The organism is Pseudomonadota bacterium, from assembly GCA_039193195.1.
GTDB lineage: Bacteria > Pseudomonadota > Gammaproteobacteria > Steroidobacterales > JBCBZW01 > JBCBZW01.
The window spans coordinates 62170-74982 of the sequence record JBCCWS010000015.1; the positions used below are offsets into that span (position 1 = coordinate 62170).

The window sequence follows — 12813 nt, forward strand, 5'->3', positions numbered from 1 at the left end:
GCAGCGGCGTCGACGCCGCTGCCTCAGTCCTCGGTACCGCCCTGCGCCGCGTCGCGCAGGGCGGCCTCCTCCGCCGAGCGACTGAAGAAGCCATCGATGATGAGTAAGATCGCGCCCAGGGTGAGGGCTGAGTCCGCCACGTTAAAGGCCGGAAAGAAGTGCTCCTGATAGTGCACGTGGATGAAGTCGATCACGTGCCCAAACTGCACCCGATCGATCACGTTGCCCAGCGCCCCCCCGAGCATCAAAGCCAAGGCGGCACTCAGAATTCGCCGCCCCTTCAACAAGCGCAGCCAGATCACGATACCTATCGATACAGCTAGGCCAAGGCCGACGAACAGCCAGTGCTGCCAGCCTGAGGCGTCGGCGAGAAAGCTGAACGCTGCGCCCGTGTTGTGCAGGCGGGTGATGTTGAAGTAGTCGTTGACCACGACGTTCTGCGCGTACTCGAAGTGCTGCACGATGTAGCGCTTGGTGAGCTGATCGAGCACGATGACCAGCGCCGAGAGCCACAGCCAGGCGCCGTTGCTACGCCAGCCGAGCACCCAGCGCAGGGCCGGGTGCATGGGGCGGGCGTCGAGTTCTTCCGGCGAGCTCATCCTGTGCGTTCTCCTTACGAGTGTTGCGCCGAAGGATCTTGGGTCCCTGCGAGGGCTCGGCGCGCCGCCTGGGCATCCTCGTCCATCTGGCGGGTCAGGGCTTCTAGGCTGTCGAAGCGTACTTCATCGCGTAGGTATTGGACGAACTCCACGCGAAGGCGCTGACCGTAGAGATCACCGCTGAAGTCGAACAGGAACACCTCTAGCAGCAGGCCCTCACCGTCGACCGTGGGGCGGCTGCCTAGGCTCGCCACGCCGGGCCAGCCTGCCGCGTCGTCTGCGGATCCGACGCCTGCCACGCGCACCGCGAAGATGCCGTGCAGGGGCGAGTGCAGGCGTCTGACGGGGATGTTAGCCGTGGGGTAACCGAGGGTGCGACCTAACTTCTGCCCATGGGTGACACGCCCGCTCATCGCGTACGGTCGCCCCAACAGGGCTTCCGCCGCCGCGAAGTCGTGAGCCGCGAGGGCAGCCCGAATGCGCGTGCTGGAGATCCGCTCGCCCCCCATGCACACCGTGGGCGCGGCTTCCACGGCAAAGCCCGCGCGCTCCCCGTGGGCCTGGAGCGTGGCGAAGGTGCCCGCGCGCTGGCGCCCGTAACGCGCGTCGGCCCCCACTAGCACATGGGTGATACCCAGCCCGTCCACCAACAGTTGCTCGACGAAGGTCTCGGGGGCCAGGTCGGCGATCCGCTCGTCAAAACGCAGGCAGACCACTTGATCGACGCCCAGGGTCGCGAGCACGTCCAGCTTCTCTGCAAAGCGCATCAAGCGACGCGGGGCGTGGGCGGGATCGAAATACTCCCTGGGGGTGGGCTCGAACAGGAGCACGCTCGTGCGGCCACCGCCGAGCCCTGCCAAGCGCTCGAGGATCGCCTGGTGGCCGCGATGCACACCGTCGAAATTGCCGAGGGTCAGCGCCGTGCCCCGATGCTCGGGGCGCAGATTGTAGAGGCCCCGAATCAGCTGCATCGATCGAGTGAGGTGCGGGCGGTACAAGCGCCGAAGTATAGCGCGGCCATGGCCGACGCTCAGGCAGGCGTGCGCAGATGGCGGGGGCGCAATCCGAACAGCCAAAGGGCAGCAACGTAGCTGGCGGCACCGCCCAACACGCACAGGGCGAGGTGACCTGCCCGATCCCACGCTGACCCAATCAGCCAGGTCTCGCGCGGACCCGCCAACCACCACACCAATACCCCCATCAGCGCCGCCGCCGCGAGCAGGCGCGGCAACAGGGTCACCCACTGCGCACTGGGGGCGTACACCCCTTCGCGACGAAGGCCTCGGTACAAGAGGCCCGCGTTGACGAAAGCGGATACACCGGTCGCCGCCGCTAGACCGGCATGAGGGGCATCGAAGCGCAAGCGCAAGAACGCGAGCACGAACACGCCGTTCAAGGCGATGTTGACCCCCATCGCGATGATGCCGATACGCACGGGCGTGCGCGTGTCTTGGCGCGAGAAGTACCCCGGCGCGAGCACCTTGACGAGCACGAAGCCGAGCAAGCACAGGCCGTAGGCTGTGAGCGCAGCGCCCGCCATCACCGTGTCGTGGGCATCGAACTCCCGGTACTGGAACAAGGTGGCGATCAGCGGCACGGCGAGCACCGTGAGGCCGATCGCTGCCGGTACGGCGATCAACGCCGTCAGGCGCAGGGCCCAGTCGAGGGTGGCGCTGAAGGCCTGCGGTGCCTCGCGGTCATAGCGTGCGGAGAGGCGCGGCAGGATCACCGTCGCCAGGGCCACGGCGAATAAGCCCAGGGGGAATTCGAGCAGCCGATCTGAGTAGTACAGCCAGCTGATGCTACCCGTCTCGAGGTAGGACGCGATGTGCCGATCCACTAGGAGATTCAGCTGCGCCACGGAGGAGCCGAAGATCGCAGGGAACATGAGCGTTAACACACGCTGCACATTGCAGTCCCGCCAACCCCAGCGCGGGCGTGGCAGGCGGCCGATTGCGCGCAAGAAGGGCAGCTGAAACGCCAGCTGCACAGCCCCCGCCACCAAGACACCCACGGCCAAGCCCATCTCAGGCCGAGCCATCCCCGTGGAGAGGAAAACGGCAGCGCTGATCAACACCAGGTTCAGAAGCACGGGCGTGAAGGCCGGCACGGCGAAGCGTTCGTGCACGTTGAGCACGGCGCCGGCGAGGGCCGTCAGGGAGATGAACAGGATGTAGGGAAAGGTGAAACGCAGCATGTCGACGGCGAGGTCGAAGCGCTCTGCCGCCTCCCCACCGCCAAAGCCGGAGCTGAACACGAAAATGAGCACCGGCGCGCCGAGCACGCCAAGGGCCGTGACGGCGATCAGAATACCGCCTAGGGTGCCGGCCACACGGTCGATAAAGGCCTGCTCATCCTCAGCGTCGCCCACCTTGCGCACCTGGGTTAGCACGGGCACGAAGGCGGGCGCGAAGGCCCCCTCGGCAAACAGGCGGCGCAGGAAGTTCGGGATCTGAAAGGCGACTACGAAGACGTCCATACCAGCACCCGCGCCGAACAGGCGGGCCAGCACCACGTCGCGGATGAAGCCTAGCACCCGCGACAGCAGTGTCATGGCGCTAACGACGGAGGTGGACCTGAGAAGACTGCGCCCCACGCGGCAAGAAACCTAGTCGGACATTGACACGACGCAACGTCGCGCGAATAATTGTGGATTACCCGGCGCCCTAGTGTGTGCCCGCGGCGACCGTGTCCGCGGCCCGGCGCTCCGTTCGTTCACGCAAAGCATTTGAGGCAAAGACTCTTGGCTAACTCCAAGCAGGCCACCAAGCGCGCGCGCCAGGCCGTCGGCCGCCGCGCCCACAACATGTCGCTCCGCTCGCGCATGCGCACCATGATCAAGCGCGTGCGCAAGGCCATCTCCGAAGGCGACGCCGCCGGCGCCAACGAGCACTTCAAGGCTGCCGCCCCCGTCATCGACGGCATGGTGAGCAAGGGCGTGCTGCACCGTAACGCCGCCGCCCGCTATAAGAGCCGCCTGAACAGCGCGATCCTCAAGCTCAACGCCTGAGCCTCGTGCCTCGCCGCGGCCGCCTCGCTCCTCGAGCGCGGTCGCCAGCGGGCTGGGTATCTCAAGCGCCATCAAGGCGCGTCTTCCCAGCCCGTCGCCGTCGATCCTGCCGCAGCACCCTCTGTTTCTTCCTTCGACACCGCCTCCTCGCGCATCCGCTCGAGGCGTTGCATCAGTGCGCCCGCCAACTCCTTACAGCCCGCGCCTGTAGCTGCCGAGAGGCGCCACACGGGGCCCTGCCAGTCAAGGGACTGCGTGACGCTAGCGATTTGCGCTTGCGCATCGTCGTCGCTGAGCAGATCGAGCTTGTTGAACACGAGCCAGCGCTCTCTGGCGGCGAGCTCGGGTGAGAACTTCGCGAGCTCCCCCGCGATCGTGGTGACGTCGTTCAGTGGATCGCCCTCGAGCGGTGCTAGATCCACCAGGTGGAGCAGAAGCCGCGTACGCTCCAGATGCTTGAGGAAGCGAATCCCCAGCCCTGCGCCCTCCGCAGCCCCCTCGATGAGGCCCGGCACGTCGGCGAGCACGAAGCTCTGGTGACTGCCTACCCGCACGACGCCGAGGTTCGGGTGCAAGGTGGTAAAGGGATAGTCGGCGATCTTTGGGCGCGCCGCCGACATGGCGCCGATGAGCGTCGATTTGCCAGCGTTCGGAAGCCCGAGCAGCCCTACGTCCGCCAGCAGGCGCAGCTCGAGTTGCAGCTGGCGCGCTTCGCCGGGCTGACCCGGCGTGAACTGGCGCGGCGCGCGGTTCGTGCTCGACTTGAAGTGCACGTTGCCGAGGCCGCCGTCACCGCCGCGGGCGACGACCAGACGGGCGTCCGCGTCCGCCAGGTCGCCCAGGGTCTCGCCCGTGTCGAGGTCCTTTACGATCGTACCGACGGGCACCTTTACTTCCAGCGACTGGCCTCCGCGACCCGTACAGTCCTTGCCGCGGCCCGCCTGCCCGGTCTCGGCGCGAAAGCGCCGTTGGGTGCGAAAGTCGACGAGCGTGTTGAGGCCCTCGTCCGCCACCAGGATCACGTCGCCGCCGCGCCCGCCGTCGCCCCCGTCGGGGCCACCCTTAGGCACGTACTTCTCCCGGCGCATGCTGGCACAGCCGTCACCGCCTTTGCCGGCGTTTACGCGGATGGTGGCTTCATCGACGAACTTCACGACGGTTCCTTGAACTGACCTCGCGTGTGATTCAACCGTGGCCGAGGCCCAGAAACAACAAGGCCCCGAGCGCGATGTCGGGGCCTCGTAGGCGTTTCGGCCATGCGGCCTAGGCCGCTGGCGGGACGCTCAGCTGTCGGCGGCGACCACGTCGACAAAGCGACGCGCCTTAGGGCCGCGCTTGGTGAAGCGCACTTCACCGTCGGTAAGGGCGAACAGCGTGTGGTCACGACCTACGCCCACGTTCACGCCCGGGTTAAAACCCGTGCCGCGCTGGCGAACGAGGATGTTGCCTGCCTTCACCTGTTGGCCTCCGAACTTCTTCAAGCCTAGGCGCTTGCTCTGTGAATCGCGGCCGTTGCGAGTACTACCGCCTGCTTTCTTGTGTGCCATTGCTCGATCGCTCCGGTGTTGTTAGCTGATCTCCGCGCCGCTCAGGCGTCGCAGGAAATACCCGTGACTTTCAGCTGGGTGTAGAACTGACGATGGCCCTTCATGCGGAGGTAGCCCTGACGGCGGCGGAACTTCACGATGTCCACCTTATCGCCCTTGGCCGTCTCCTCGATCGTGGCTGTGACCCTACCGCCAGCGACTAGCGGAGAGCCGACCGTGACGTTCTCGCCATCACCGACCATCAGCACGTCCGTAAATTCGTAGGTGGAGCCGGGCTCGCCCTCGAGCTTCTCCACGCGCAGGACATCGCCCTCGCTAACCCGGTACTGCTTGCCACCCGTCTTGATGACCGCGTACATGGTTGTTTCTCCTAATCCAGTTGGGCAAAGACGCCGGAGTATAGCGGCGCCGTGGGTGCACCGCAATCAAGCCGATACGCGACTGCAAGTTGCGTCGCCGCAGAGCCGCTTGCGCCGCCTATGGCAGACTCATTACGATGCCTACGCGTTAGTTTAGAGGACGCCGTAGAGCACTCCCCCGCCGATGGTTACGAACCTCATCCAGGCGTCTCCCTCCGAGATGGCCCTGACGGACATTCGCGCGCTTATCTCCGAGGATCTTGCCGCGATCGACGGTGAAATCCGTCGGCAGCTGCACACCCGCGTGCCCCTGATCGACACCATCGCGCACTACATAGTGAGCTCCGGCGGCAAGCGCCTGCGGCCCATGATCGTAGTGCTCGCTGCGCGGGCCTTAGCCTACGAGGGCGACGCCCACGTGAAGTCCGCCGCCATCATCGAGTTTATCCACACGGCCACCCTGCTCCACGACGATGTGGTGGACGAGTCGAACCTGCGTCGGGGACGCCAGACGGCCAATTCCGTCTACGGCAACGCTGCCAGCGTGCTCACCGGTGACTTCCTCTACTCACGCGCCTTCCAGATGATGGTGCAGATCGGCGACATGCAGGTCATGGAAGTGCTCGCCGACGCCACCAACGTGATCGCCGAGGGCGAAGTGCAGCAGCTCGTGAACTGCCACGACCCCGACACCACCGAGGCTCGCTACCTCGAGGTGATCCGCCACAAGACCGCGAAGCTCTTCGAGGCCGGCGCTCAGCTTGCCGCCATCCTCGGTGGACAGCCGGCCGAAATCGCCGGACAACTCGCCGTGTATGGCATGCGCCTAGGCACCGCCTTCCAGCTGCGCGACGACGCCCTCGACTACGACGCCAGTGCCGAGGAGATCGGCAAGAACATCGGCGACGACCTCGCCGAGGGCAAGCCGACCATGCCGCTCATCCACGCGATTCGCGTCGGCACGCCCGAGCAAGTCTCGCTAGTGCGTCGGGCGATCGAAACCGGCGGACGGGATGAGATCGAGGCGGTAATCGCCGCTGTTCGCAACTCAGGCGCCCTCGACTACACCCACCAGCGTGCGCGGGAAGAAGCGGACGCGGCCCTCGCTGCCTTGGCGCCCCTGCCCGACTCGGTGTACAAGGACGCGCTAGCATCCCTAGCGAGTATTTCCGTTAGCCGAAGTCACTAAAGCCGTTCGCTCACTGATGTCACGCCGCTAGTGCAGCTTCACTCGAGGCCGCACCACCCGGGCGATGTGCCCCACCACCGTCATCACCGCCGCTCGGAACCAACCGTGCACCGCGCTTAGGTGCATGCGGTAGAGACTGATGTACATGATGCGCGCGATGCGCCCCTCCACCTTCATGCTGCCGCCGATGAGATTACCCATGAGGCTGCCGACGGTGCTAAAGCGAGAGAGATTCACCAGGGCGCCGAAATCGGTGTATTTGTAGGGCTTGAGAGGCTTGCCCTCCATCTCGCGCAGCAGGTTCTTCACCAGGCACTCGGCCATCTGATGCGCCGCTTGCGCGCGAGGCGGCACGTTGCGCTCAGGATCATCCGGCATCGGGCAGGCCGCGCAGTCGCCGATAGCGAAGATCGCCGGATCACGCGTCGTGCGCAGCGTGGGCTCGACCACCAACAGATTGCCGCGGGTCGTCTCTAGACCGCCAAGGTCCTGCAGGAACTCCGGCGCTTTCACGCCCGCCGCCCATACCTTGAGGTCACCCTCGATGAAGGGACCCTCGTGCGCAAGCTTCATGCCCGCACGCGTTACCTTGACCACGCGAGCGTTGCAGAGCACCTTCACGCCGATGTTCTCCAACTCCTCGTGCGCCGCGCTGGAGATGCGCTCGGGCAGGGCCGGAAGGATGCGCGGGCCGGCCTCCAGCAGCGCCGTGCGCAGCTGAGACTGATCGAAGTTATCGAGGCCGTAGTAGCGCAGCTCGTCCGTAGCGTGGCGCAGCTCTGCAGCGAGTTCCACGCCCGTGGCGCCGCCGCCTACGATGGCGACGTCCACGGTCGGTTTCTCCGCCGGGTTGGCCTGGGTCTTCAACGACGCCGCCACACACAGATTGAGCAGCTTCTGGCGAAAGCGCTCCGCCTGCTGGCGCCGGTCGAGGAAGATGCAGTGTTCCGTCACGCCCTCAGTGGCGAAGTCGTTCGAGACGCTCCCTACCGCTATCACTAGGTAGTCGTAGCGAATGCGCTGCTCCGCCATGATCTCCTCGCCGTCCTCATCGATGGTGGGTGCGATGATCACTTCCTTCGCCTGCCGATCGAGGCCACACATCTCGCCAAAGAGGTAGCAGTAGCCGAAGCGGTGGGCGTGCTCACGGTAGCCCACCTCGTCGAGGCTCGAGTCGAGGGCGCCCGTCGCCACCTCGTGCAGGAGGGGCTTCCAGATGTGGGAGGAGTTGCGGTCCACCAGCATGATGTCCGCCTTGCCCTTACGGCCGAGGCGACGACCGAGGGCGGCGACGAGCTCCAGTCCACCCGCGCCACCGCCGACGACGACGATGCGCGGCTTGGCAGGGGCTGTGGAGAGAGGCGCCTGGGCGGGACTTGGGGGTGGCTGAGACACGGCTGGACGCGCTCCGATTTCGACGGTTGGGACGCGACATAGTCTACACGGTGCGACGCACCATTCGTTGCGAACCACGTGCTGGAGACGCTATCGACAGGCGCGGTGGGTTCGGCTATTGTGGGCGGCCTTGTGCGGTGGCAGCCGTCCCCTCTGCGGGCTCCCGGGGTGCCATTTCTCATCAAACTGCGCAGGTGCGGGGGTCTTCTCGCCATCGTTCGGGGTGTAGCTCAGCCTGGTAGAGCACTGTCTTCGGGAGGCAGGGGCCGTGAGTTCGAATCTCGCCACCCCGACCAACTATTTCAAACACTTACCCGACCAAGCTCAAAACGATTTGTGCGCGAGGACAGTCTCCTCGGGGCCATACGAATCAACCGCTTACAACAGGCGTCGCGCACGTTTCGCGCACGCGTTGCGGAATCAACGAATTGGCATGTCAGCTATCGTCATGTGCATCGTGCCCACGCGGGCGGGTTGGCTACTACGCGGACAACCACGGCGAGATCTAGACGGCGAGATCTACTCGACCAGGGCGCACCCATTCCGAAGCATGGGAAGCAGAAGATCACTCGGACAGGGCATCGGACGCGAACATCCCGACGTCCAGCGGACAGAAAACGCTATCCGTCCATCGACTGATCGCCAGAGCTTTCTATGGGCCGCCCCCGCGACTGTCGTCCGTTTGCCGCCATCGCGATGGCAATCCTTCCAACAACCGTCCGGAAAACCTGCTTTGGGGCACTGCGCGTGAGAACGCGCGGGACCGTGTGGGCCACGGCCGAGCCTCAACGATCGGGCTGTCCCTCGCAGACGTTCGAAGCATCTATAGCCACGCTCAATCGGGCCGCGAGCTACTACGCGATATCGCCCTTGAGTGCGGGTGCACATTCGCCGCTATCTCAGCGGCCAAGAGGAAGAAGGCCTACGCGGACGTGACCACTTGGGTTCTGTTCGGCGGTTCGATCGCCGCCCAGACGGCCGCGCCGTGAGCTACCCAACCAAACCGCAAGGTTGGTGGGTCTCGATTGAGCAACGCCTCTCCCCTGCACGCTAGCGCTGTCTGCTCGATCGCGAGGCATGGGTGGCGGCTCGTTCCGGCGGGCGTTGCGTTTTGGGTGGCGTTACTGATCGGCGCGCTGTGGTGGGCGTCATGAACGAGCGCCCAGTGTTCTGAGGTAGCATCGGCCCTCCAAGGAGGACCGACCATGACAGACGCACTCGACCCACGCATCATGCGCTGGATGGCGATCGCGAATCACAACCACCAGCACATACGATTCGACTCCGAGGAAACCCCGCAGGCCAACGACACGGCCGAGGGCCTGGAGCTGCGCGCGCTGATCTACAACACAGCGGAGACCGACCGCGAGCTCGGGAACATGCTCGCTCGGATCAAGGGGAAGGCCACTGTTACGAGGATTGGGCGGTAGCTATGGCGAACGAAGAGCACGTCGAGCTGCTGCTGCGAAGCGTTAAGGAATGGAACGCGTGGAGGAAAGCCAAACCCCATGAGACCCCGAACCTCGTCCAGGCGGACCTCCAGGGGGAAGACCTCGGTGGGGCAGACTTCCGTAGGGCGAACCTGCGTGGGGCGGACCTGCGCGTGGCGAATCTCCGCGCGGCGGACCTCCCCGTGGCGAACCTCAGCGCGGCGGACCTCCGCGAAGCAGACCTCCGTGGGGCGGACCTCAGTGGGGCAGACCTCCGCGGGGCGAATCTCGGCTTAGCTCTACTTGCTGGGGCTGATCTTCACCAAGCGCTGTTTTACCGAACCAATCTCACCCAGTGCAGCAGTATTTCAAGAGCAATGTACCTCGATCAGGTGTTCCACCTGGGCCCGTCTATCCTCGACTTCGGTGACAACTTCCACGAAACCGCAGCCCTTCCCGAAGTGTTCCTTCGTGGCTGCGGCATCCCAGAGGCACTAATCGAGTACTTGCCGTCGCTCAGCACAGAGGCGATCAAGTTCTACAGCTGCTTCATCAGTTACAGCCACGACGACGAGAGCTTCGCGAGAAGACTCCACGATCAGCTCCAAGCTCGTGGAATTCGGTGTTGGTTAGACAAGCACCAAGTCCGCGGCGGTGACAAGCTCATGGACGCTGTCGACCAGGGAATCCGACTCTGGGACAAAGTGATTCTCTGCTGCTCGAAGTCTTCGCTCAATAGTTGGTGGGTCAGCAACGAAGTCGAAGCAGCTTTCGAGAAAGAACGGAAGCTACAGGAACAAACAGGCAACCCCGTACTCGCGCTGGTACCGCTTGACCTAGACGGTCACCTACTCAAGCAGGAGGGGGGAGTTGCCGCTCAAGTAAGGACACGCAAGGCTATCAATCTCGCCGGATGGAAGGACAATACGGTCTTCGAACGCGGGTTTAAGGACGTTGTTGATGCACTTCACACTGAGCGCCCTCCCCCGCCCCCACGGAAGCTGGGCTAATTTGATTTCAGCCATGTCGTCCGATCATGCCGCACCTGTAGCCGACGACCTTTACCAGTGATTCAATTAGCTAGATTGCATACTCGAGTGCATGGCCAACTGCCAACACAAGTTTCTGCTGATTGAGCTACAAGAGGCTGTCGCCGGCATGAAGATGGCCACCCAGCTGATGGCGCACGACCCTACGAAGGGTGATGCGGCGGACAACAGCCAACACATCGCGCGGAACCAGAAGCACGAACGCGATTACAAAAAGGCGCTTGCCCGCCTCGCGGCACTCGAAGCTTGGGAAGACCCGCTTACCGCCACGGAGACCCTAAAGCAGCGTTACGGCACCGGTGCGTCGAGGTGGAGCACAGAAGCAGCGATTGCGGGCAGCGGAAGGCGGTTTGCGCGCAAGAATCTCGCACGTTTGCGGGCGCGTCAGATGCTCTCGATCCAACCAATTGAAATACTGAAGAAAATAGATGACCGCTGAGATAGCGACCTGTCTTCCGGAGGCAGGGCCCGGAGGTTCGAATCTTCTCACCCCGACAATTCAGTGAAGCCGCCCCGTCCGCCCCTTCGAACCGTCGCCTTGCGCGCGCTTACTGAGCTACAAGTACCGATCCGGGTCCATGCCGCTACTGAGTATCCGAACTGCGTGGATGACCGGACCGGCAACCTGACAACGCAGCAGCCAACGATCGGTACCCAGTGCGCAGAGCTGCGTGTGAGCGGCTAGAAGTTGGGGAGAGACCCTAAGACCAGTGAGCGAGGGCTAACACAAGCACCAACAGCGTGGGGCGAGTCGGAGCGCTGCCCCAGAACTAGCGCCCGACCCCGCGCTATCGATCTGCGCGCCGGCAAGCATTGTCGCCACGATCGCCGGAAGCGCGCCGAGGGCCGCTGCCGACACGGACTTCGGTGCAGACGTTCACACTTTCACCCCATTTACCTATTATATTGAATAGCATCCGATCGACTTCCAGCACCACCACGATCGTGACGCCGGGCTGAAAGTGGCCGCGTAGCCGAATTCGACCGGCCACCAGATACGATCGCAGACACGGCTACTTGTGACAGCCCTTCCATCCAGCGAAACTACGCGCATGAGCGCCACCACACTCTCAGTCCACCAACACAGCGATGCCCCAGATGCCTGACAGTCAGCTCCCAACGGGCCTGTCCGTCAATCAGTTCATTGGCTTTCGGCCCGGTCCCAAGCTGCTCATCCTGGGGGCCGTGCACGGCAACGAGACGTGCGGCACGCGGGCCATCGAGCGCCTACGGCGGGAGATCGAGGAAGGCACCGTCCGCATCGACTGCGGCACCCTCACGATGATCCCCATTACCAACCCGCTGGCCTACCGGCTGAAACGTCGCCACGGCGACCGCAACCTCAACCGCAATATGCGCATCGCCAGCGCCCCTGAGGATTTCGAGGACGCCGTCGCCAACGTGCTCTGCCCCCTGCTGGAGGCCCACGACATCCTGCTCGATCTGCATTCCTTCCACACCCCCGGTGTCCCCTTCGCCCTGTTCGGGCCACCGAACAACGACGATCACTTGCAACCGTTCGACAAGGCCGAGCAGGAGGAAGCGCTGGCACTTCACCTGGGGGTCGATCGCTTCGTTGAAGGCTGGTTGGAGACTTACGCGCAGGGCGTACGAGATCGCCTGGCACGCGGAGCCGAGGCGAACGTCGACTACGGCGTTGGCACCACCGAGACAATCCGCCGCTACGGCGGCATGGGCATCACCCTGGAGTGCGGCCAACACGACGAGGACGAGGCGCCTCACCGCGCGTATCGGGCTGTCTGCGCCACCTTGTCACATCTCGCCATGGCCGCGGGATTACCGAGCCCCCCGCCACCGGCGCATCCCGAGGTGATTCGCCTCTACAAGGTGATCGATCGGCTGCACCGCGACGACCGCTTCGTCCGAGACTGGCGCAGCTTCGAGAAGGTTGCGCGAGGCGATGTGATCGCCGTGCGTCACGACGGGGTGGAGCTGAGCGCTGAGACTGACGGGTGGATCGTCTTCCCCAATCCGAACGCTCAGGTAGACCAGGAGTGGTTTTACCTTGCCGGTAAGTCAGACCGCCTACGGCCAGCTCGAGGGCCGTGAACCTCGGCGTGACTCGCCACCGAAGCTCCCGCCGCGCCGAGGCGCTCGCTCTGGCGAACATGACGGCCTTGGAATGCACCGCGCGCCGAGCGCCGCCTACGAATAGGAACCTCATGTCGCAGGTGGCGCTGCGCATCCCATGCTCGTTGTGCGCCAGCTGCCGCC

General features: G+C 64.4%; 13 protein-coding genes and 1 tRNA gene. 7 read left to right on the forward strand and 7 right to left on the reverse strand.

Features of this window, described 5'->3' with window-relative positions; translation table 11 throughout:
- Positions 1–23 precede the first annotated feature (23 nt).
- From lspA to murJ, 3 genes are read right to left on the reverse strand one after another with little or no spacing between them, the layout of a single operon-like run.
- Positions 24–566, reverse strand: a complete 543-nt coding sequence (lspA, locus tag AAGA68_13745; GenBank protein MEM9386123.1) for a signal peptidase II — start codon at positions 564–566, stop codon at positions 24–26.
- Positions 567–613: 47 nt separating this feature from the next.
- The gene (gene ribF / locus AAGA68_13750) at positions 614–1570 is read right to left on the reverse strand and encodes a bifunctional riboflavin kinase/FAD synthetase (GenBank protein ID MEM9386124.1); all 957 of its coding nucleotides are present in this window, start codon (positions 1568–1570) and stop codon (positions 614–616) included.
- Between the two features lie 59 nt (positions 1571–1629).
- A complete protein-coding gene (gene murJ / locus AAGA68_13755) occupies positions 1630–3153 on the reverse strand; it encodes a murein biosynthesis integral membrane protein MurJ (protein ID MEM9386125.1) in 1524 nt (507 codons plus the stop codon).
- A 189-nt stretch (positions 3154–3342) separates the two neighbouring features.
- On the opposite strand from murJ, the gene rpsT reads away from it, so the two are divergent.
- The gene (rpsT, locus tag AAGA68_13760) at positions 3343–3609 is read left to right on the forward strand and encodes a 30S ribosomal protein S20 (GenBank protein ID MEM9386126.1); all 267 of its coding nucleotides are present in this window, start codon (positions 3343–3345) and stop codon (positions 3607–3609) included.
- Between the two features lie 71 nt (positions 3610–3680).
- Here rpsT and cgtA read toward each other — a convergent pair whose 3' ends face one another.
- From cgtA to rplU, 3 genes are all read right to left on the reverse strand, one after another.
- Positions 3681–4763, reverse strand: a complete 1083-nt coding sequence (gene cgtA, locus AAGA68_13765; GenBank protein MEM9386127.1) for an Obg family GTPase CgtA — start codon at positions 4761–4763, stop codon at positions 3681–3683.
- 129 nt (positions 4764–4892) lie between these two features.
- Positions 4893–5156, reverse strand: a complete 264-nt coding sequence (rpmA, locus tag AAGA68_13770; GenBank protein MEM9386128.1) for a 50S ribosomal protein L27 — start codon at positions 5154–5156, stop codon at positions 4893–4895.
- Between the two features lie 41 nt (positions 5157–5197).
- On the reverse strand, positions 5198–5515 hold the full coding sequence (rplU, locus tag AAGA68_13775; protein ID MEM9386129.1) for a 50S ribosomal protein L21: 318 nt from the start codon (positions 5513–5515) through the stop codon (positions 5198–5200).
- A gap of 220 nt (positions 5516–5735) precedes the next feature.
- On the opposite strand from rplU, the gene ispB reads away from it, so the two are divergent.
- Positions 5736–6704 (forward strand): octaprenyl diphosphate synthase, encoded by a 969-nt coding sequence (gene ispB / locus AAGA68_13780; protein MEM9386130.1) that lies wholly within the window; start codon positions 5736–5738, stop codon positions 6702–6704.
- A 27-nt stretch (positions 6705–6731) separates the two neighbouring features.
- Here ispB and AAGA68_13785 read toward each other — a convergent pair whose 3' ends face one another.
- Positions 6732–8099, reverse strand: coding sequence for an NAD(P)/FAD-dependent oxidoreductase (locus tag AAGA68_13785; GenBank protein MEM9386131.1), 1368 nt, complete (start codon positions 8097–8099; stop codon positions 6732–6734).
- Positions 8100–8318: 219 nt separating this feature from the next.
- Between AAGA68_13785 and AAGA68_13790 the strand changes: the two genes are divergently transcribed.
- From AAGA68_13790 to AAGA68_13810, 5 genes are all read left to right on the forward strand, one after another.
- Positions 8319–8395 (forward strand) — tRNA-Pro (locus tag AAGA68_13790).
- 909 nt (positions 8396–9304) lie between these two features.
- A complete protein-coding gene (locus tag AAGA68_13795; protein MEM9386132.1) occupies positions 9305–9529 on the forward strand; it encodes a hypothetical protein in 225 nt (74 codons plus the stop codon).
- 2 nt (positions 9530–9531) lie between these two features.
- Positions 9532–10539, forward strand: a complete 1008-nt coding sequence (locus AAGA68_13800; protein MEM9386133.1) for a toll/interleukin-1 receptor domain-containing protein — start codon at positions 9532–9534, stop codon at positions 10537–10539.
- Between the two features lie 91 nt (positions 10540–10630).
- Positions 10631–11017 (forward strand): hypothetical protein, encoded by a 387-nt coding sequence (locus tag AAGA68_13805; protein MEM9386134.1) that lies wholly within the window; start codon positions 10631–10633, stop codon positions 11015–11017.
- 659 nt (positions 11018–11676) lie between these two features.
- On the forward strand, positions 11677–12648 hold the full coding sequence (locus AAGA68_13810) for a succinylglutamate desuccinylase/aspartoacylase family protein (GenBank protein ID MEM9386135.1): 972 nt from the start codon (positions 11677–11679) through the stop codon (positions 12646–12648).
- Positions 12649–12813 lie beyond the last annotated feature (165 nt).